21 protein-coding genes are annotated in these 17,976 nt (G+C 68.8%); 7 read left to right on the top strand and 14 right to left on the bottom strand.

Annotated features, from left to right (window positions below):
- Positions 1-247 precede the first annotated feature (247 nt).
- The 5 genes from AC3A6B_RS14055 to AC3A6B_RS14035 are packed head-to-tail and all read right to left on the bottom strand — an operon-like array spanning position 248 to position 3,651.
- A complete protein-coding gene (locus tag AC3A6B_RS14055) occupies positions 248-886 on the bottom strand; it encodes a histidine phosphatase family protein (RefSeq protein ID WP_487837307.1) in 639 nt (212 codons plus the stop codon).
- A gap of 11 nt (positions 887-897) precedes the next feature.
- Positions 898-1,524: a DUF4136 domain-containing protein gene (locus tag AC3A6B_RS14050; RefSeq protein WP_487837306.1), complete on the bottom strand. Its 627-nt coding sequence runs from the start codon at positions 1,522-1,524 to the stop codon at positions 898-900.
- A 28-nt stretch (positions 1,525-1,552) separates the two neighbouring features.
- Positions 1,553-2,464, bottom strand: a complete 912-nt coding sequence (ttcA, locus tag AC3A6B_RS14045) for a tRNA 2-thiocytidine(32) synthetase TtcA (RefSeq protein WP_487837305.1) — start codon at positions 2,462-2,464, stop codon at positions 1,553-1,555.
- Positions 2,465-2,854, bottom strand: a complete 390-nt coding sequence (locus AC3A6B_RS14040; RefSeq protein WP_126837247.1) for a dihydroneopterin aldolase — start codon at positions 2,852-2,854, stop codon at positions 2,465-2,467.
- Entirely contained in the window at positions 2,851-3,651 is an 801-nt protein-coding gene (locus AC3A6B_RS14035) for an SDR family oxidoreductase (RefSeq protein ID WP_487837304.1), read from the bottom strand. Before AC3A6B_RS14035 ends, AC3A6B_RS14040 begins: the two co-directional genes overlap by 4 nt.
- 17 nt (positions 3,652-3,668) lie before the next feature.
- Here AC3A6B_RS14035 and AC3A6B_RS14030 point away from each other — a divergent pair, with 17 nt between their 5' ends.
- On the top strand, positions 3,669-4,766 hold the full coding sequence (locus AC3A6B_RS14030; RefSeq protein ID WP_487837303.1) for a class I SAM-dependent methyltransferase: 1,098 nt from the start codon (positions 3,669-3,671) through the stop codon (positions 4,764-4,766).
- 32 nt (positions 4,767-4,798) lie between these two features.
- Positions 4,799-5,689 carry a TauD/TfdA dioxygenase family protein gene (locus AC3A6B_RS14025; RefSeq protein WP_487837302.1) on the top strand — a complete coding sequence of 297 codons (891 nt, stop codon included), beginning with the start codon at positions 4,799-4,801 and terminating at the stop codon, positions 5,687-5,689.
- A 6-nt stretch (positions 5,690-5,695) separates the two neighbouring features.
- Here the strand turns inward: AC3A6B_RS14025 and AC3A6B_RS14020 are convergent, their stop codons facing one another.
- On the bottom strand, positions 5,696-6,082 hold the full coding sequence (locus AC3A6B_RS14020; RefSeq protein WP_487837301.1) for a DUF5329 family protein: 387 nt from the start codon (positions 6,080-6,082) through the stop codon (positions 5,696-5,698).
- A gap of 117 nt (positions 6,083-6,199) precedes the next feature.
- Here AC3A6B_RS14020 and hisN point away from each other — a divergent pair, with 117 nt between their 5' ends.
- Complete coding sequence (gene hisN / locus AC3A6B_RS14015) at positions 6,200-6,997, top strand: histidinol-phosphatase (protein ID WP_487837300.1); 798 nt, start codon at positions 6,200-6,202, stop codon at positions 6,995-6,997.
- A gap of 147 nt (positions 6,998-7,144) precedes the next feature.
- Positions 7,145-7,690 carry a helix-turn-helix transcriptional regulator gene (locus AC3A6B_RS14010; RefSeq protein WP_487837299.1) on the top strand — a complete coding sequence of 182 codons (546 nt, stop codon included), beginning with the start codon at positions 7,145-7,147 and terminating at the stop codon, positions 7,688-7,690.
- 28 nt (positions 7,691-7,718) lie between these two features.
- On the opposite strand, the gene AC3A6B_RS14005 is transcribed toward AC3A6B_RS14010, so the two are convergent.
- Complete coding sequence (locus AC3A6B_RS14005) at positions 7,719-7,943, bottom strand: hypothetical protein (protein WP_487837298.1); 225 nt, start codon at positions 7,941-7,943, stop codon at positions 7,719-7,721.
- Positions 7,944-8,058: 115 nt separating this feature from the next.
- Between AC3A6B_RS14005 and AC3A6B_RS14000 the strand changes: the two genes are divergently transcribed.
- Both AC3A6B_RS14000 and AC3A6B_RS13995 read left to right on the top strand, forming a co-directional pair.
- The gene (locus tag AC3A6B_RS14000; RefSeq protein WP_487837297.1) at positions 8,059-8,253 is read left to right on the top strand and encodes a DUF2905 domain-containing protein; all 195 of its coding nucleotides are present in this window, start codon (positions 8,059-8,061) and stop codon (positions 8,251-8,253) included.
- A 4-nt stretch (positions 8,254-8,257) separates the two neighbouring features.
- The gene (locus AC3A6B_RS13995; RefSeq protein WP_487837296.1) at positions 8,258-9,184 is read left to right on the top strand and encodes an ROK family protein; all 927 of its coding nucleotides are present in this window, start codon (positions 8,258-8,260) and stop codon (positions 9,182-9,184) included.
- Here the strand turns inward: AC3A6B_RS13995 and AC3A6B_RS13990 are convergent.
- Complete coding sequence (locus AC3A6B_RS13990; RefSeq protein WP_487837295.1) at positions 9,137-10,648, bottom strand: aminotransferase-like domain-containing protein; 1,512 nt, start codon at positions 10,646-10,648, stop codon at positions 9,137-9,139. The genes AC3A6B_RS13995 and AC3A6B_RS13990 overlap by 48 nt on opposite strands.
- 182 nt (positions 10,649-10,830) lie before the next feature.
- Between AC3A6B_RS13990 and AC3A6B_RS13985 the strand changes: the two genes are divergently transcribed.
- On the top strand, positions 10,831-11,145 hold the full coding sequence (locus tag AC3A6B_RS13985) for a hypothetical protein (RefSeq protein WP_487837294.1): 315 nt from the start codon (positions 10,831-10,833) through the stop codon (positions 11,143-11,145).
- Here AC3A6B_RS13985 and otsA read toward each other — a convergent pair.
- The 6 genes from otsA to AC3A6B_RS13955 form a co-directional block, all read right to left on the bottom strand.
- The gene (gene otsA / locus AC3A6B_RS13980; RefSeq protein ID WP_214697689.1) at positions 11,142-12,527 is read right to left on the bottom strand and encodes an alpha,alpha-trehalose-phosphate synthase (UDP-forming); all 1,386 of its coding nucleotides are present in this window, start codon (positions 12,525-12,527) and stop codon (positions 11,142-11,144) included. The two genes, AC3A6B_RS13985 and otsA, sit on opposite strands and share 4 nt — an antisense overlap.
- A 25-nt stretch (positions 12,528-12,552) precedes the next feature.
- Positions 12,553-14,478 carry a glycoside hydrolase family 15 protein gene (locus tag AC3A6B_RS13975; protein WP_487837293.1) on the bottom strand — a complete coding sequence of 642 codons (1,926 nt, stop codon included), beginning with the start codon at positions 14,476-14,478 and terminating at the stop codon, positions 12,553-12,555.
- Positions 14,475-15,236 carry a trehalose-phosphatase gene (gene otsB, locus AC3A6B_RS13970; RefSeq protein ID WP_487837292.1) on the bottom strand — a complete coding sequence of 254 codons (762 nt, stop codon included), beginning with the start codon at positions 15,234-15,236 and terminating at the stop codon, positions 14,475-14,477. Before otsB ends, AC3A6B_RS13975 begins: the two co-directional genes overlap by 4 nt.
- A 63-nt stretch (positions 15,237-15,299) precedes the next feature.
- Complete coding sequence (locus tag AC3A6B_RS13965) at positions 15,300-16,556, bottom strand: multifunctional CCA addition/repair protein (RefSeq protein ID WP_487837291.1); 1,257 nt, start codon at positions 16,554-16,556, stop codon at positions 15,300-15,302.
- 41 nt (positions 16,557-16,597) lie between these two features.
- Complete coding sequence (locus tag AC3A6B_RS13960; protein ID WP_487837290.1) at positions 16,598-17,242, bottom strand: glutathione S-transferase family protein; 645 nt, start codon at positions 17,240-17,242, stop codon at positions 16,598-16,600.
- 4 nt (positions 17,243-17,246) lie between these two features.
- Positions 17,247-17,930: a glutathione S-transferase family protein gene (locus AC3A6B_RS13955; RefSeq protein WP_487837289.1), complete on the bottom strand. Its 684-nt coding sequence runs from the start codon at positions 17,928-17,930 to the stop codon at positions 17,247-17,249.
- Positions 17,931-17,976: the final 46 nt, after the last annotated feature.

Raw genomic sequence — 17,976 nt, 5'->3', positions numbered from 1 at the left:
AAGCATTCACTCCATGGGCCGGATATTGCCCCTTGACGATCCGTTGCGCCACCGTACAAAAGGCTATGCGCAGCCTATGTCGTTTGGACGCTCTGCAACATTCGACGCATTTGGTTGCGACGGCTGTAGGACGGTGCGGACACGATTCTGCCTTCCTTTTTACATTTTGAATACAAAGGAAGTACAAGAAACGCCGCGGAAGCGGCAAGAACCAATAGAAAAGTTCTATTTTTGCGGAAGGGCCTGTTCAGGCCGCGGCTTCGTCGAGCGAGTCCTCGCTCAGGTGTCCGGTATCGCCCCAGCCCACGAGCGTGAAGCCCTGGGGCGTCCAGAGGAGGCGGTTGATGGCGGCATTGCCCAGGTGCCAGGTGCGCGGGGCCTGCAGCTCCTGCCCGGTGGCCGCGCGGTAGAGAACGTCCATCACGCCGCCGTGCGCCACCATCACCACCAGTTCGCCCGGGTGCCGCGCCGAGAGCTCCGCCGCCACGCCGGTCACGCGTTCCCTGAAGGTCAGCAGCGACTCACCGCCATCGGGTGCGAAGGCCGGATCGCGGGTGCGCCAGAGCCGCGCCTGGTCGGGGAGCGTGGCATCGATGTCGGCAAAAGTGCGGCCTTCGAAGTGGCCGAAGGCCCGTTCGCGCAGCCCGGGCTCTGCCTGGACCTCGATGGCGCGCGGCCGTGCGATTTCGAGCGCGGTTTGCCATGCGCGCGCGAGGTCGCTGGCATAGATGGCGGCGATGGGTTCTTCCGCGAGCGCCTGCCCGACGCGCCGGGCCTGCCAGAGGCCCGTGTCGTTGAGGGCGATGTCGAGCTGCCCCTGGATGCGGGTGTCGACATTCCATGCGGTTTCGCCGTGGCGCACGGCAATCAGGCGGGTGACCTCCATCCGGGGGAATTCTAGTTTTTTGCGGTCGAGACCTCGATGTCCACGCGGCGCTGGCCCTTCGGCGGGTTCGGAAAGCCCTGCAGGGCGGCCTGGAACATCACAGGCAGCACGGTGCCGCTGGCGGTGTAGGGGCCGTCGTTGCGCGCATGGGTCTCGTACACCACGCGGTTGGAGGGCAGTTCGCGCAGCACGATGCTGACCTCGCGCGCATACCAGGGGTTCGATGCCGGGGGGAAGGCCGGTCCGTACCAGCCGCCGCCGTACCAGCCCCGGCCGTACCAGGGGGAGCCGTAGCGGCCGTAGCGGTAGGGCCCCCACGGCCCGCCGCCGTAGAACCAGGGGTCGGCCCATGGCGACAGCTCGGCCGTCACGCGCGCGCCGATCTGCGCCGTGTAGCGGGGGTTGGCATCGTCGCGGCGCAGGCCGACGCGCTCGAGCGCGGCGTCCGCCATCGCTTCGAGCTGAAGCTGCGAAGCCTCGCTGGCCTGCTGCGAGGGCAGGCGTTCGAAGCGGTAGGTGGCCCCGGCCGGAACGGCGCTGATGCTGGAGAAGCTTTTCACCTCGCTGTCGACCACCCAGCGGGTGGCGCAGCCCGTCAGGCCGAGGCCCAACAGAACGATGACGAGCGCAAGTTTCATGCGGATCTCCTGGTGGAGGCGCTGCTCCTCAAAGCTGCACGATGCGCAGCGCGGACGGCGCCGGGAATTCGGGTGCGTCGAATGCCTTGTCGCCTTCGGCGTCGGCCACGCCGGTGGCCTTGAGACCCTTGAAATCGAAGGACGTTCCGTCCAGCAGGTGCGAGGGCACCACGTTCTGCAGCGCATTGAACATGTTCTCGACGCGCCCCGGGTGCTTGCGGCCCCACTCGCGCAGCATCTCGCCGACCTGCTTGCGCTGCAGATTCTCCTGGCTGCCGCAGAGCGTGCAGGGGATGATCGGAAAGGCGCGGTGCTGGGCCCAGCGCACCAGGTCCTTCTCGGCCACGTAGGCCAGCGGCCGGATCACAATGTGGCGGCCGTCGTCGCTCACGAGCTTCGGCGGCATGGACTTGAGCTTGCCGGCGAAGAACATGTTGAGGAAGAAGGTCTGCAGCATGTCGTCGCGATGGTGGCCCAGCGCGACCTTGGTGGCGCCGAGCTCGTCGGCCACGCGGTAGAGGATGCCGCGGCGCAGCCGGCTGCACAGGCCGCAGGTGGTCTTGCCCTCGGGGATCACGCGCTTCACGATCGAGTAGGTGTCCTGCTCCTCGATATGGAAGGGCACGCCGAGCGCAGTGAGGTAGCCGGGCAGCACGTCCTCGGGAAAGCCGGGCTGCTTCTGGTCGAGGTTGACCGCGACGATGTCGAAATGGATCGGCGCGCGGGCCCTGAGCTTCAGCAGGATGTCGAGCAGCGCATAGCTGTCCTTGCCGCCCGAGACGCAGACCATGACCTTGTCGCCTTCCTCGATCATGTTGTAGTCCACGATCGCGCGGCCGACCTCGCGGCACAGGCGCTTCTCGAGCTTGTGGGTCTCGCGCTCGATCTTGAGATCGTTGTTGGTGGACGAGGGCGCCTCGTCGATCCATACGGCACTCATCTACTTGCTCCTAAAAACTTCGACTCCCACTGCATCGCAGTCGGGATAGACATCGGGCTTGGCCGTCGACACGCGCGCGGCCTGCACCTTGGGATGCGCGAGCACCTGCGTGAGGATGTCGTCGCACAGCGTTTCCTGCAAGTGGATGTGGCCCTTGGAGAGGCGCGTGGCGACGGTGCGGCGGATGAAGTCGTAGTCGACCACTTCGTCGAGTTCGTCCGACTTCGGCGTCGAGACGTCCAGCGGCACGTAGAGGTCGACATTGATGATCACGCGCTGCTCGGCGCGCTTCTCGAACTCGTGCACGCCGATGTTGATCCAGACCTCGTAGTCGCGCAGGAAGACGCGCCGGCACGAGAGCAAAAGAGGGTCGAGGGCGGCAGTGGTCATGACTTGGAATCTTCCTTGAGCAGCTCGTCGACGACGAACATGATGTCGCGCGGGAGTGGCACCAGGTGCTGGCCGTTGTCGACGCAAAGGGTGGTGCCGGTCACGCTCGGCGTGCCGGCGAGAAAGATGCAGGCGCGGGCGACGTCGGCCGGGTCGATGGGCCGGCGCAGCAGGTTGGCCCGCGAGGCCTTCTCGAAATTGGCCTGGTTCTGCGGCCCGCTGGCGTAGAGGATGCCGGGCGCCACGCCGCACACGCGCACCGCCGGCGCCAGCGACTGGGCCTGCAGTCCGACGGCGCGCTCCAGCGCCAGCTTGGACACCGTGTACGAGAAATAGTCGGGGTTCAGGTTGTAGACCTTCTGGTCCAGGACGTGGATGGCCGAGCGGTCGATGCCGTCGCCGGGCGCGGCGCTCTTCGCGAGCAGCCGTGCAAAGGAAAGCGGCGCGATCAGGTTCACGCCGAGCTGTCGCAGCGCGGCATCGGCGTCGAAATCCAGGCCGGTGTCGGGCTCGAAGGCCGAGGCGTTGTTGACGATGCATCCCAGCGGGCCGTCGGCCGTGACCTTGGCGATCAGCGCGCGCCGTCCTTCCTCGCTCGCGATGTCGGCTTCGATGGCCGTGGCACGATACCCTTCGCCGCGCAAGCGCGCGCACAGTGCCTCGGCCTGCGCGCGCGAGGCACGGTACTGGCACCACACTGTCCAGCCCGCGCGCGCGAAGGCTTCGCAGACCGCGGCGCCGAGCCGCTGGCCGCCGCCGGTCACGAGCACGCCGGGGCGTGGGGTCGATTCAGCCATCCTGATAGATTTCCCGTATGAACCAGGAGCACGGCGCGGAACGCGCCACCCCCTTGACCCGGATTATCGATGCCACCCTGCAGCGCGCCGGGGGCTGGCTGCCATTTGACCGTTTCATGGCCCTGGCTCTTTATGCGCCGGGCCTGGGCTACTACGCTAACGCGAGCCGCAAGTTCGGCCAGATGCCCGCCTCGGGCAGCGACTTCGTGACCGCGCCCGAACTCACGCCGCTGTTCGGCCGCGCTCTCGCCGTGCAGGTGGCCGAGGCGCTGGCGAAGACCGCAACCGACGAGCTCTGGGAGTTCGGCGCCGGCTCGGGTGCGCTCGCGCTGCAGTTGCTCGATGCCCTGGGCGAACGCGTCGTGCGCTATCGCATCGTCGACCTGTCCGGCACCTTGCGCGAGCGCCAGCAGCAGGCGCTGGCGCGCCACACCGGCAAGGTCGAGTGGCTGCACGAGCTGCCGGAGACGATGCGCGGCGTAGTGGTCGGCAACGAGGTGCTCGATGCGATGCCGGTGCAACTGCTGGCGCGCAGCGGCGGTGCGTGGTTCGAGCGCGGCGTGGTGCGCCGGGGCGAGGGCTTCGCCTGGGAAGACCGCCCCACCGAACTGCGGCCGCCGGTCGAGGTGGAGGGAGCGCACGACTACCTGACCGAGATCCATCCGCAGGCCGAGGCTTTCATCGCCACGCTCGCCGATCGGCTGAAACAGGGTGCGGCCTTCTTCATCGACTACGGCTTTCCCGAAGCCGAGTACTACCACCCGCAGCGCCACATGGGCACCGTGATGTGCCACCGTGGCCACGAGGCTGACGGCGATCCGCTCGCGGAGGTGGGCGCGAAGGACATCACGGCGCACGTCGACTTCACCGGCGTGGCGCTCGCGGGCCAGGACGCCGGCTTCGAGGTGCTGGGCTACGCCAGCCAGGCGAGGTTTCTGCTCAATGCGGGCATCCTGCCGATGATGGAGCAGGCCTCCCTAGCGGAGCGCACGCTGGCGGCGCGCCTGATTCACGAGCACGAGATGGGCGAGCTGTTCAAGGTGATCGGTTTCGCGGCCGGCGCGGCCTGGGACGCGATCGGCTTTGCCGAGGGCGACCGCAGCCACACGCTCTGAAGGAATCGGACGATTCGTCGAGAATGGGGCGCATGACCGCCGTTGCGACCCCTGACACCGCGCCGCCCCAGCATTTCGAAGTGCGCCGCTTCGACGCCCCGGTCGGCGCCGAGATCGTCGGCCTCGATATCTCGAAGCCGATCAACGCGGCCGATTTCGCGCGCATCCACCGCGCGCACCTGGATCATCACGTGCTCGTGTTCCGCGACCAGCAGATCACGCCGGAGGCGCACATCGCCTTCAGCCGCCGCTTCGGCCCGCTCGAGATCCACGTGCTGCACCAGTTCCATCTCGAGGGCCATCCCGAGATCCTGATCGTCTCCAACATCAAGAAGGAAAACGGCGAGCCGCTCGGCCTCGGCGACGCCGGCGCCTACTGGCATTCCGACATCTCCTACAAGCCCCACCCCAGCCTCGGCTCTCTGCTGCACGCGCAGGAACTGCCGAGCGAAGGCGGCGACACGCTCTTTGCCGACCAGCATCTCGCGTGGGAAGGCCTGAGCCCCCGGATGCAGCAGCGCATCCTGCCGTTGAAGGCCGAGCACAGCTACCTCGCCAAGTACGAGGAACTGCGCGCCAAGAATCCGTGGCGCCCCAAGCTCTCGCAGGCCCAGATTGACAAGGTCGCGCCCGCGGTTCAGCCCGTGGTGCGCACCCATCCCGAAACCGGTCGCAAGGCACTGTTCGTCAGCGAACATTTCACCACCCGCATCGTCGGCCTGCCGCAGGATGAGAGCGATGCGCTCCTGGCCGAGCTGTTTGCGCACAGCGTGAAGCCCGAGTACGTCTATCGCCACCGCTGGGCGCCGCACGACCTGGTGTTCTGGGACAACCGCTCGCTGATGCACCTGGCCGCCGGCACACCCGACGCGCTGCGCCGCAAGCTCTACCGCACGACCATTCAGGGCGACGCGCCTTTCTGAAGCGCGTCAGGCCTTCGCCTGCCGCCTCACCGCGCGAAGCTCTTCTTTCAGGAAATCGCTGGAACTGCGCGTGCCTTTGTTCGCAATACGGACCTTGTAGGGCACCTTCGTCACCTCGGAGCGCGTGCCGCACAGGCGGATGAAGTCCTCGGCGGTCACGATCTCGTCCTTGAAGTGGTCGTACTTGGCACGCAGGTGCCGCGCCGCTTCGGCCGCATCGTGCTCCTCGCCATTGCGCATGAACTTCATCGATTTCTGGCTGGCAACGCGCTGGATCAGCGTCTCGATCACCTTCTGCTCGGAGGCCGAGGGGGTGGCGTGGGCCAGGCTGGCCGCACAGAGCGCAAAAGCCATCGCGGCCAGCAGGGCTTGCAGGAATCGAAGTGTGTTCATCGGCGTCGGACTCCAAAGAGCGGGGAACGCAAGTCCAGCCGATGCTAGCGGCGCTGGGCGTGGGGCGTCAAAGCAGCCTGCTGTCAGGTTTAATCTATTTCTTTGCCTTCTCGCGCCATGAGTTCCCACCTCCCTTTGCAAGACGATCTGCGCATCGCCAACGCGCTGGCCGACGCCGCGGCCGTGCAGTCGCTGGCCTGTTTCCGCACGCCGCTCGACATCATCACCAAGGCCGACGAGAGCCCGGTCACCCTGGCCGACCGCGCAGCCGAGACCGCGATGCGCGAGATCCTCGGCCGGGAGCGCCCGGCCGACGGCATCTTCGGCGAGGAGCACGGCCTGGAACGCGTGGACGCCGCGAGCGTCTGGGTGTTGGACCCGATCGACGGCACGCGCAGCTTCATCACCGGCTCGCCGCTCTGGGGCACGCTGATCGCGCTGGTGCGCGGCGGCCGCGTCGAGCTCGGCATGATCGACATGCCGGTGCTTCGCGAGCGCTGGGTCGGCCGGGCCGGGCTCGGCGCCGAGCGCAACGGGCAGCCGGTGCGCGCGAGCGGTTGCAGCGCAGTGGCGGAGGCGCGCATCGTCACCACCTCGCCCGACATCTTCAATGCGGCGGATTGGCAGGCCTTCGACACGCTGAGCCGCCGCTGCGCGATGCGCCGCTTCGGCGGCGACTGCTACGGCTATGCCCAGCTCGCGGGCGGCACCATCGACCTGGTGGTCGAGACCGGCCTGCAGCCCTACGACTATCTGGGCCCGGCGGGACTGATCGAGGCCGCCGGCGGCGTGATCACCGACTGGCAGGGCCAGCGGCTGGGCCTGCAGTCCGACGGCCGCGTGATCGCCGCGGCCACGCCGGCGCTGCACCGCGAAGCGCTCGCGGTGCTGGGCGCGGCGGCCGGCAGCCGCTGAAAAAAGAATGGCGCGCGGGACCTTTGTCCCGCCTGTGCGTCGCATCGACGCGCCTGCACGGGCCGAATCGGGACAGCCGCCTCAGGACAGCCGGCCCCGCATTTCCAAGAATCGATGCTCCCTCACTGTCTCGCGGGAGCTCATTCCATGTCCGTTCACGCCATCCACGCGGCGACCCTGCCCTTGCCCTCGCTACATCCGGCCTTGCTGGGCCTGATCGCGCTGATCGATGCGACCTCCGGCGAGGAGCGCGCCGCGGTCCTCGGACGCTGGCTCGAAGGCCGCATCGGCGAATGCCGCGCGCCGGGCTGGCAGGTCGAGCGCGCGGCTGCCGCGGCGATGTCGCTGCTCGATGCGGCCGACACGCCGATCGACGAACTGGCGCACCGGCACCGCGTGAGCCGGCGCCAGCTCGAGCGCGATTTCCGGCGCTGTCTCGGCGTGGCGCCGCGCACCTATGCGCGCCTGGTGCGCTTCCGGCGTGCGGCCTGCGCGATCGCCGACGGCATGCCGCTGGCGCAGGTGGCGGCGGAACACGGCTTTGCGGACCAGGCGCACATGACGCGCGTTTTCGGCGAAACCGCCGGCGTGACGCCGCGCCGTCTGCGCGATGGCGGCGGGGCTGCGGCCGGGCTGCGTTCGTTGTTCGCGCATCGCATGGCCATGCCGCCGCCCTTGCGGCTGGCGGCCTGAGAAGCCGGCTGCGGCCACGGCGTGATCCTCACAGATCGCTGACAGGGCCACCCGGGCCTTCGGTGCGCGCGGCGGATGTGCGTTCGCGCGGCTCCTCCATGCCCTGCCAGACGATGACCTTGCCGTGGTCGCTCCAGGCTTCGGTGGCCTGGGCTGCCGAATGGATGGTGCCCTGGGCATCGCAACCGCCGATGCCGGCGGCCAGCACGCACAGCAGGCCGGCCAGCCCGGCGCGGGGGGTGGGGTCGAACATGATGTGCTCCTCGAATTGGAAAGAGCTTCGATGATCCGCAGACGCGGCCCCGCGGTCTTGGAGTTTTGCGTCATGCGTGCAGGCGGCCGCTCGTCCGCAGAGCTAGACTCTTCCCATGATTCGCTGGCTGATCGTCGTCGTGCTTGCACTGGTCCTCATGAGCGGGCTCACGGAGTGGCTGCGGCGCTACGGCTTCGGGCGCCTGCCCGGCGACTTCGAGTTCCGGGCCTTCGGGCGTGAATGGCAGCTGCCGATCGGGAGCACGGTCGTGCTCAGCCTGATCGCGGCATTGATCGCGAAATGGATTTGATTCGATGAGGGCCTGTGTGGACATCGGCGGCACCAAGGTGGCCGTTAGCCTGTCGGCCGACAGCGCCTCCCCGCTGACCGGACGGCGCAGCGAGCCGACCGCCAAGACCGGCGACAACGATGCGGTCGCGCTGCAGATCCTGCGGCTCATCGACGAGATCTGCGCCGAGCAGGGCATCGCCGCCGATTCGATCGACCGGGTGGGCGTGTCGTCGGCCGGTCCCTTCGTGCTGCATGACGGCATGGTCGAGCTGGCCACGCCCAACATCTGCGGCGGCATCGCGGGCCCGGCGCGCGGCCTGCCCAACAACTGGATGACGGCGATCGTCGAAGCCCCGCTCAAGCGGCGCTTCGCTCATGTGCGGGTCGAGAACGACGCGGTGGCCGCGCTCGAGGCCGAGCGCCGCTGGGGTGCGCTGCAGGGCGCCGACCATTGCGCCTACGTCACCTGGAGCACCGGCGTCGGCGTGGGCTTGTGCGTCGACGGCCGCATCCTGCACGGCAAGAACGGCAATGCGGGCCATGCGGGCCACAGCTTCGTGGTCGACGACGACAGCAACGCGCTGTGCGGCTGCGGCAATGTCGGCGACGTCGAAGGCCTGGCCGCCGGGAACTCGATCGCGCGCCGCTTCGGGCACTCCGCCCCCGAGCTCTTCGCCGCGGCAGCCGCGGGCGACCCGCAGGCGCTGGCCACCACCGATGCGCTGTGCCGCGTGATGGGCCGCATGCTCTACAACCTGGTCGCGACCCTGGACCTCGAACGCATCAGCCTGGGCGGCAGCGTGTTCTGGAACAACCGCGAGTTCCTGTTGCCGCGCCTGCAGGCCGAGGTCGACGGCAAGCTGGTTGCGTTGACGCGCGGCGCAGTGCTGGTGCCCGCGGGTCTAGGCGACAAGGTGGGTGACTACGGGGCGCTCGCGTTGCTGGATTGACCCTGCTCTCTTGCCCAGAGGGGGAGGGAGCAACGCCTCCTCCACGATCTGCCCTAGCCGTCGCAGGCCCGCGTCGATCGCCTCGCCGTACGGCCAACCGCAGTTGATGCGCAGGTAGTGGTCGAAGCGCGAGGAGTTCGAGAACAGCGTGCCGGGCGCCACCACGATCCGCTCGGCCAGTGCCGCATCGAAGACCCGCGACGAGGACAGGCGCTCGGGCAGCTCGACCCACAGCTGCAGCCCGCCGGGTGGCAGGTTGATGCGCGTGCCCGCGGGGAAGTAGCCCGCGATCGCATCGGCGGTCTGCTCGCGCTGCGTTTTCAGGCAGTGGCGCAGATGGCGCAGGTGGCGGTCATAGGCGCCGGTGGCCATGAAGAGACCGGCCGCGCCCTGCGAGAGTCCCTCGTTGTTGCGCGTCTGCGCGAACTTGAGCATCTCCACGCGCGCCTGCCAACGCCCGGCCGCGATCCAGCCCAAGCGCAGGCCGGGCGCGAGGATCTTGTGCAGCGAGGCGCAGTGGATCACGTTGCCGCTCGTGTCGAAGGACTTGAGCGCGCGCGGCGGCATGGGCGCATCGACGAGCTCGCTGTAGGTGTCGTCCTCGATCAGGGGAATCGCATGCTGCTCGCACAGCTGCGCGAGCCGCGCCTTGTGGGCATCGGGCATCACGCTGCCCAGCGGGTTCTGCAGGTGCGGCACCACCACCACGGCCTTGATGTTGTCGTAGGTGCGGATCGCGAGCTCCAGCGCCTCGATCGAGATCCCGGTCTGCGGGCTGGTCGGGATCTCCAGCGCCCGCATGCCCAGGCTCTCAAGCACCTGCAACAGGCCGTAGAAGGTGGGCGACTCGACCGCCACCGTGTCGCCCGGCTGTGCGACCGCGCGCAGCGCCAGGTTGAGCGCCTCGATGCAGCCGTTGGTGACCAGGATGTCCTCCGGCGAGATCGTCATGCCCACGCGCACGCTGCGCTGTGCGAGCACTTCGCGGAACTGGCGATGGCCCTTCAGCGGCGCGGCGACCGCCAGCATGCCGGGTTGCTGGCGCAGCATGCGCGTCATGGCGTTGCGCAGCGCCTCGGCCGGATAGAGCTCCGGCGCACCGCGCGCGATGGAGAGGTTGAGCTTCTCGGGAATCTGCCGGCGGCGCGCCACGAAGTCCGATACCTTGGCGTGGATGCCGACGTACTGCGCCGGGTCGGGCGCCCGGTCGGCCGCGGGCTCCTCCATGGGCGCGATCGACAGCCGCCGCGGACGGCGCACGAAATAGCCCGAGCGCTCGCGGGCCTCAACCCAGCCTTCGCTCTCCATCGCGCGGCACAGCTGCAGCGCGGTCGAAAGGCTGATGCCGTGCTGGCGCATCAGGCTGCGCAGCGAAGGCAGCTTGTCGCCGGGCTTGAGCGAGCCGGCGCGGATCGCGTCGAGGTAGTGCGCGGCCAGCTGCCGGTAGAGCGGGGGTGAGTCCATGGCTTCGATGCTCCGGCAACGGCGGCGGGGAGAACAGATGCAGATGCCGCTAAAAACGACCATAACAGATGGGCCGGGCGTGCCACTGTTCCGCTGCCGATTGCCCTTGGCTGTGCCTGTTTTCGAGGCAGCCCGCTGCCTACGATTCAGCCATCCCCACTCCGCATCGAACGAGGCCTGCCATGACCAGCGATCCTTCCGAAACCACCCGGCTCGAGCCCGGCCAGTCGTTGCGCGTGGCCCTCGATGCGGGCGCTTCGCTGCTGGTCGTGGAAGGCCGCGTGCGCGTCGTGTCGCCGCCGTCCTGGTTCGGCGACACCATGTTCAGCGTCCAGAACAGTTTCGACGAAGGCGAGGCTTATGTGGCCGGGCGCGGCGGCTGGATCGAGGTCACGGCGCTGGCGCCGGTGCGCCTGCGGGGCGTGCCGCAGGCGGCGCCTGCCGTGCCGGCGGCGAACTCGCGCGTCGCGCGGCTGTGGCAACTGTTGGCCGGCTAGCGCACGCTCTCGGCCGCGCGCAGCGCATCCAGAAAGCTGCGCCGCCACCAGTGCACGTCCTGCTCGCGGATGCGCGACAGCAGCTTCTGGTGGCGCTCGCGGCGCTCCTCCAGCGGCATCTGCAGCGCCTGCTGCACGGTCTCGGCGGTGCCGTGGGTGTCGTAGGGGTTCACCAGCAAGGCTTCCTTCAACTGCTCGGCCGCGCCGGCGAAGCGCGAGAGCACCAGCACGCCCGGGTCGGCCGGATCCTGCGCGGCGATGTATTCCTTGGCCACCAGGTTCATGCCGTCGCGCAGCGGCGTCACCAGTCCGACCGCGGCCGCGCGGCACAGCCCCGGCACGCGCTTGCGCGCCACCATGCGGTGGATGTAGCGCACCGGCATCCAGTCGAGCTCGCCGTAGTCGCCGTTGATGGCGCCGCACAGCGACTCGAGCTCGCGCCGGATGTCGGCGTAGGCGTCGACCGTCTCGCGCGTGGGCGAGGCGATCTGGATCAGGGTCGCGCTGCGGCGGTTCTCGGGGTAGTTGGCCAGCAGCTCGCGGAAGGAGCGCACGCGGTTCGGGATGCCCTTGGAGTAGTCAAGCCGGTCGATGCCCAGCAGCAGGCGCCGGCTCGAGTACTCGCGCTTCATGGTCTCGTACATGTCGCGCGATTCCTTGGCATGCGTGAGCGCGGCGAACTCGTCGACGTCGATGCCGATCGGGAAGGCGCCGCAGCGCACGGTCTGGCCGTAGGCGCGGTAGATGCTGTTGCCCATGAAGGCGCCGTTGGCCTCGTTGCGAACGTACTGCTCGAAATGCTGCACGTCCTGCTGGGCCTGGAAGCCGATCAGGTCGTAGGCGAACAGCGAGCGCATGAGCCATTCGTGCTGCGGAACCGCCGCCATGATGATGTGCGGCGGCAGCGGGATGTGCAGGAAGAAGCCGATGCGCTGCCGGCACCCCATCGCGCGCAGCTCGGCCGCGAGCGGGATCAGGTGGTAGTCGTGCACCCAGATGATGTCGTCGTCCTGCAAGAGCGGCAGCAGCTTGCGCGCGAACAGCTGGTTCACGCGCCGGTAGCCGCCGATGAAGCTGGCCTCGAAGTTGGCCAGGTCCAGCCGGTCGTGGAACACCGGCCACAGCACGTCGTTGCTGTAGCCGAGGTAGTAGCTGTCGTGGTCTTCGCGGCCGAGGTCGAGGGTGGCGAGGGTGACCTTGCCGGCCTGCTGCCGGTGCATATCGCCTTCGCCGGTCGGTCCGTTCTCCACGATGGTGCCGCTCCAGCCGAACCACAGGCCGCCGGTCAGCTGCAGGCTTTCGCCGAGCGCCACGGCCAGCCCGCCGGCTGCGGGCTTGCGCGGATCGGCGACGCGATTGGAAATGACGACGAGGCGGCTCATGGGCTCCTTGTGATGGCGGCCGGGTTCAGATGCATGAATCCCACGGCGCCGACAGCCGCACCGCCGCATTGATGATGCCCACCATCGAATAGGTCTGCGGGAAGTTGCCCCACATCTCGCCTGTGACCGGATGCGTGTCTTCCGACAGCAGGCCCAGCGGATTGCGCGCCGCCAGCATGGTTTCGAAGATCTGCCGCGCCTCGGCCTTGCGGCCGATCTTGGCCAGGGCGTCGATGCGCCAGAAGGTGCAGATGTTGAAGGCCGTCTCGGGCTTGCCGAAATCGTCGGCTGCCTCGTAGCGGCGCATGTAGGGGCCGTCGCAGAGCGATTTTTCCATCGCCTCGACGGTCGAGATGAAGCGCGGGTCGCGCGCGTCGATCAGGCCGACCTCGACCATCAGCAGGATGCTCGCATCGAGTTCGTGGCCGCCGAAGCTCTCGGCGAAGGCCTGGCGCTCCTCGCACCAGGACTTGGTGAGGATCTCTTCGCGCATGCGCGAGGAATGGCCGTGCCAGTAGGCCGCGCGCTCCGGCAGGCCGAGCGCGCGCGCCACCTTGGCGAGCCGGTCGCAGGCGGCCCAGCTCATCAGCGCCGAGCTGGTGTGGATGCGCGCGCGCGTGCGCAGCTCCCACATGCCGGCGTCGGGCGTGCCGTAGACGCGGATGGCCTGTTCGCCCACGGCCTCGAGGTACGGGAACTCGGCCACGCCGGCGCGGCTGAGCAGGCGGTGGTCGTGGAAGGCCTGCGAGGCGCCGAGCACGATGTTGCCGTAGACGTCGTGCTGGAAGTGCTCCTGCGCCTGGTTGCCCACGCGCACCGGCCCCATGCCGCGGTAGCCGGCCAGCCCTTCGACGAAGGACTCCGGCAGTTCGCGCTCCAGGCCGATGCCGTAGAGCGGTTGGATGTGCTCGCCGTGCGAGCCGATCACCACGTTGCCGAGCCAGCGCAGGTAGTCTTCCATGGTGCCGACTTCGGACAGGCTGTTGAGCGCGCGCACCACGAAGAAGGCGTCGCGCAGCCAGCAGAATCGGTAGTCCCAGTTGCGCTGGCTGCCCGGCGCCTCGGGGATGCTTGTGGTCATGGCGGCGACGATGGCGCCGGTGTCCTCGTAGAGCGACATCTTGAGCGTGATCGCGGCGCGGATTACCGCCTCCTGCCACTCGAAGGGGATCGCGAGCCGCTTGGTCCAGGTGCGCCAGTAGGCGATGGTCTCCTGCTCGAAATGTCGCGCCGTGTCGGCGATGCCGTCGGTCAGCGTCTCGTCGGCGCCGAACACGAAGTTGTGCTCGCGCGACAGCACGAAGGCCTGGCCTGAGAGCACGTGCGAGACCGAGGCGTCGGTGTTGAGGCGCAGCGCGAAGTCGGGCCCCACGTAGCGGATATGGTTGCTGCCGCGCGTGATGGTCGGCGCCGTCGCGCCCCACTGGAAGCGCGGCGCGAGCGACACGCGGATGCGTGGCGTGCCCTGGATCGGCCTGACGCGGCGGACGATGGTGAGCGGCCTGAAGTAACGCGAGCGGCTGTGAAAGCGCGGCGCCAGGTCGGTGATCTCGAGGCCCTGGCCCGCGCTGTCGAAGAGCTGGGTGCGCAACACGGCGGTGTTCGGCTCGTACCACTGCTTGGCCGACGCGAAGTCCTCGATCTCGATGGCCCATGCGCTCGCATCCTCGGCCGGATGCAGCAGCGCGTTGAACACCGGCTCGCCGTCGAAGCGCGGCAGGCAGCACCAGACGATGCGCCCGCGCTCATCGACCAGTGCGCTGAAGGCGCAGTTGCCGATCACCCCCAGCTTCAGCGAGGGTTCGGCCGGCGCAACGAAGCCGCGGCGGCCGGCGGGTGCTTCCAGCACCTCGGGATGCGGCGCTGCCTTGTGGCTCGCGCCGGCAGCGCCGGCGATCGCCTCGCCGGCGCGGTCTTCGGGCGCGGCGACCTCTTTCAGATTCGTCGTCATGCAGGTTTTCCTCGGGTGTCCGATGCCGGTCCCGCGAGCAGATCGCGTGCCTGGACCAGCCATTCGAACACGGCGCGGGGGGAATCCAGCCGGTGCAGCGCCAGGCTGGGGCCCGATCCGACCTTGATCGCCACGCCGCCGCGCGGCTGCACGATGGCGAAGCCGCTTTCGTCGGTGGTGTCGTCGCCGGCGAAGACCGGCATGCGGCCGGCGAAGGGCGCCTCGCGCAGGAAGGCGTCGATCGCGATGCCCTTGTTGACGCCCGCGGGCTTGACCTCGAACACGAACTTGCCGTGCAGCAGCTCCAGCTGCGGCTGGCCGTCGATCACGCGCAGCAGCGCGTCGCGGCAGACGGCTTCGAGCTGCGGCGCGAGCCGGTAGTGCAGGGCGATCGCGGCATGCTTGCGCTCCACCAGCAGGCCTTCGTAGACACGCGCGAGTTCGTTGGCGGTGTCCAGCACCAGCGTGAGGTCGGGCGCGCGCTGCTCCTGCATCCGGCCCTCGGCGTCACGGCGCTGCACGCCGTGCTCGCCAGCGGCCGGCAGTCGCAGCGGCGCGAGGAATCGGTCGAGCACGTCGATCTGCCGGCCGGACACGACTGCCAGCGCGCCGTCCAGCAGGTCACTCAGGTCGCTCAGCAGCGGAACCAGGGCGCTGGGCACTTCGATCGCTTCGGGCGTCTCGGCGATGGCCACCAGGGTGCCGTCGAAATCGAGGAACAACGCGGCGTCGGGGGTAAGGCGAGGAGGCGTCTGCATGGAGGGAAAACCATAACAGAGTCGCAGGGCGAAGGGCGTCGGTCAAAACCGGCAATCGTTTTTTCAGACTGAAACAGGGAGTGCGGCGGCCACGGCGGCCACGCGCGCGCGGGCGATCGCCTCGCCGATCTTCGCGCCTGCCGCGCCCGCCTGCTGCGCCGCGCGGGCGATCGGCTCCGTTTCGACGGATCGGGCCGCGGCCAGCGCGGCCAGTAAACGTTCGCGCTGTGGATAAGGCCTGTCTTCGAGCCCGAGCCGCCCGCGCGCATCGCACTCGCAGGCCAGCAGCGCCTGATCGAAGCGCTCCGGCTTGCGAAACGCATCGCAGCGTTCGAGCAGCCGCACCAGCGCCTTCGCGCCAAGCTCGTCGCTGCGGTGGATGTTGCCGTGCTCGCGCGCCACCACCTCGGCCAGTTCGCGCAGTTCGACCGGCACGCGCCAGCGCTCGCACACGGCTTGCAGCAGCTCCACGCTGCGCTGCTCGTGGCCGATGTGGCGCGGCAGCACCTCTGCGGGCGTGGTGCCCTTGCCCAGGTCGTGCACCAGGCAGGCGAAGCGCACCGCCAGCGCAGCGTCGAGCCGCGCCGCCATGTCCAGCACCAGCATCAGGTGATGGCCGGTGTCCACCTCGGGGTGATGGGCCTCGGGCTGCGGGACTCCCCAGAGGCGATCCAGCTCGGGCAGCAGTACGGCGAGCGCGCCGCATTCGCGCAGGAGCTCGAACATGCGCGAGGGCTTGGCTTCCATCAGCCCGCGTGCCAGCTCCTGCCAGACGCGCTCGGCCACCAGCGCATCGGCCTCGCCCGCGTCGACCATCTCGCGCATCAGCGCCATCGTCTCGGGCGCGACGCCGAAGTCGGCGAAGCGGGCCGCGAAGCGCGCGACGCGCAGGATGCGCACCGGGTCTTCGCGGAAGGCCCCGGTCACATGGCGAAGCTGCTTGCGTTCGAGGTCGCGCCGGCCGTGATAGGGGTCGACGATGTGGCGCAGGTCCAGCGTCTTGCCGGCGTGCTCGGCCGGCAGTGCGATGGCGTTCACAGTGAGGTCGCGTCGCGCCAGGTCCTGCTCGAGCGTGATCTCGGGCGAGGCATGGATCACGAAGCCGCGGTAGCCGGGTGCGCTCTTGCGCTCGGTTCGCGCCAGCGCGTATTCCTCGCGCGTCTTCGGATGCAGGAAGACGGGGAAGTCGCGGCCCACGGGCAGGTAGCCCCGCGCGACCATCTGTTCGGGCGTGGTGCCGACCACCACCCAGTCGCGATCGCTGCCGGGCCGGCCCAGCAGCGCATCGCGAACGGCGCCGCCGACGAGGTAGGTTTGCATCCGCCGCAGTTTAGGCGCTCGGCCTTCCGCGGCGGTCGGCGTCACCAGCGCGGCGCGATGCGTTCGCCCGGCAACACGTCGTAGGGCGACGCCCAGCCCGGCAGGCCCCGGAGGCGCTCGACCCAGGCCGCGATATGCGGGTAGCGCGCCGCCACGTCGATGCCGCTTTCCTCGGCCGGGTAGAAGAGATAGCCCGACAGCGAAAAGTCGGCGATGGTCGGCTCGGCGCCGACGATGAATTCGCCCGCCGACAGGTGCCGTTCGACGACCCCGTAAGCGGCGTCGATGCGGCCCGCGAGCCAGGCCATGACGGCTGGATCGGGTGCGCCGGCGCCGAAGGACTTGGCGAAGCGGTAGCTCGCGAAGTAGCTGGTGAACTTGTGGTTGTCGAACAGCAGCCAGCGCAGGATCTCGCGTCTGTCCTCCGGCGTACGGCCGCCGTAGGCGCCGTGCTTGTCGGCCAGGTGGGTGAGGATCACGCCGGACTGGGCGAGGCGCAGCGGCCCGTCCTCCAGCACCGGGGCCTCGCCCATCTCGTTGAGCGTCTCGCGCCAGGCTGGATCGCGCGTGAGGCCGCCCTGCATGTAGTCCACGAACACGGTCTCGAAAGGCTGGCCGAGCGCGCGCAGCAGGAAGGCGACCTTGAAGCTGTTGCCCGATTGGGCGAAGCAGTGCAGGCGGTACATGTCCCTAGCGTTCGAAGCGGTAGGGTTCGTCGATGACCACGAAGCGCTTCTCGAGCAGCGCCTCATCGATCCAGGCCTTCACGCCGGGAAGCTGCTGTACGCGCTCGATATAGGCCGTGATCGCGGCAGGCACCGGCAGGCCGAAGGTCCTGATGCGCACGCCGACCGGCGCGAAGTACGCATCCGCGATGCCGAACTCGCCGAACAGCATCGGCCCGCCATGGGTTTCCAGGAGGCCGCTCCACATCTGCACGATGCGCGCGAGGTCGGCGCGCACCGCCGGCTGGTCGCGCAGGATGATCCGGCCCTGCTCGCGCAGGTCCGCCTCGATGTTCATCCCGCAATGGCTGCGCAGCGCGCCGAAACCCGCGTGCATCTCGGCGCAGACGCTGCGCGCATGCGCGCGCCGCGCCTTGTCGCGCGGCCAGAGGGCCTTGTCGGGATGGCTCTCGGCCAGGTATTCGCAGATCGCCAGCGTGTCGTAGACGACGATGGCGCCGTCCTCGAGCACCGGCACGCGGCCGGCCGGGCTGACCGCGCGGATGGTCTTCTTGAAGTCCGCGTCGGCGTCCATGGTGTCGAAGGGCACCATGACCTCCTCGAACGCGATGCCGGCCTGCTTCATGAGCACCCAGGGCCGCATCGACCAGGACGAGTAGTTTTTGTTGCCGATGTAGAGCTTGGGCATCACGGTCTTCCAGGTTGCTGCAAAGCCCTCGATGCTAGCGGCTGGG

This window comes from Variovorax sp. Soil_C_33 (genome assembly GCF_057656935.1).
Note: the sequence above shows the minus strand (reverse complement) of the source record. Positions and strands in the feature narration are given on the sequence as shown.

Coding starts and splice junctions, on each gene's coding strand:
- AC3A6B_RS14055 (WP_487837307.1), bottom strand. CDS start 886: ATGGAGGTCACCCGCCTGATTGCCGTGCGCCACGGCGAAACCGCATGG.
- AC3A6B_RS14050 (WP_487837306.1), bottom strand. CDS start 1,524: ATGAAACTTGCGCTCGTCATCGTTCTGTTGGGCCTCGGCCTGACGGGC.
- ttcA (WP_487837305.1), bottom strand. CDS start 2,464: ATGAGTGCCGTATGGATCGACGAGGCGCCCTCGTCCACCAACAACGAT.
- AC3A6B_RS14040 (WP_126837247.1), bottom strand. CDS start 2,854: ATGACCACTGCCGCCCTCGACCCTCTTTTGCTCTCGTGCCGGCGCGTC.
- AC3A6B_RS14035 (WP_487837304.1), bottom strand. CDS start 3,651: ATGGCTGAATCGACCCCACGCCCCGGCGTGCTCGTGACCGGCGGCGGC.
- AC3A6B_RS14030 (WP_487837303.1), top strand. CDS start 3,669: ATGAACCAGGAGCACGGCGCGGAACGCGCCACCCCCTTGACCCGGATT.
- AC3A6B_RS14025 (WP_487837302.1), top strand. CDS start 4,799: ATGACCGCCGTTGCGACCCCTGACACCGCGCCGCCCCAGCATTTCGAA.
- AC3A6B_RS14020 (WP_487837301.1), bottom strand. CDS start 6,082: ATGAACACACTTCGATTCCTGCAAGCCCTGCTGGCCGCGATGGCTTTT.
- hisN (WP_487837300.1), top strand. CDS start 6,200: ATGAGTTCCCACCTCCCTTTGCAAGACGATCTGCGCATCGCCAACGCG.
- AC3A6B_RS14010 (WP_487837299.1), top strand. CDS start 7,145: ATGTCCGTTCACGCCATCCACGCGGCGACCCTGCCCTTGCCCTCGCTA.
- AC3A6B_RS14005 (WP_487837298.1), bottom strand. CDS start 7,943: ATGTTCGACCCCACCCCCCGCGCCGGGCTGGCCGGCCTGCTGTGCGTG.
- AC3A6B_RS14000 (WP_487837297.1), top strand. CDS start 8,059: ATGATTCGCTGGCTGATCGTCGTCGTGCTTGCACTGGTCCTCATGAGC.
- AC3A6B_RS13995 (WP_487837296.1), top strand. CDS start 8,258: ATGAGGGCCTGTGTGGACATCGGCGGCACCAAGGTGGCCGTTAGCCTG.
- AC3A6B_RS13990 (WP_487837295.1), bottom strand. CDS start 10,648: ATGGACTCACCCCCGCTCTACCGGCAGCTGGCCGCGCACTACCTCGAC.
- AC3A6B_RS13985 (WP_487837294.1), top strand. CDS start 10,831: ATGACCAGCGATCCTTCCGAAACCACCCGGCTCGAGCCCGGCCAGTCG.
- otsA (WP_214697689.1), bottom strand. CDS start 12,527: ATGAGCCGCCTCGTCGTCATTTCCAATCGCGTCGCCGATCCGCGCAAG.
- AC3A6B_RS13975 (WP_487837293.1), bottom strand. CDS start 14,478: ATGACGACGAATCTGAAAGAGGTCGCCGCGCCCGAAGACCGCGCCGGC.
- otsB (WP_487837292.1), bottom strand. CDS start 15,236: ATGCAGACGCCTCCTCGCCTTACCCCCGACGCCGCGTTGTTCCTCGAT.
- AC3A6B_RS13965 (WP_487837291.1), bottom strand. CDS start 16,556: ATGCAAACCTACCTCGTCGGCGGCGCCGTTCGCGATGCGCTGCTGGGC.
- AC3A6B_RS13960 (WP_487837290.1), bottom strand. CDS start 17,242: ATGTACCGCCTGCACTGCTTCGCCCAATCGGGCAACAGCTTCAAGGTC.
- AC3A6B_RS13955 (WP_487837289.1), bottom strand. CDS start 17,930: ATGCCCAAGCTCTACATCGGCAACAAAAACTACTCGTCCTGGTCGATG.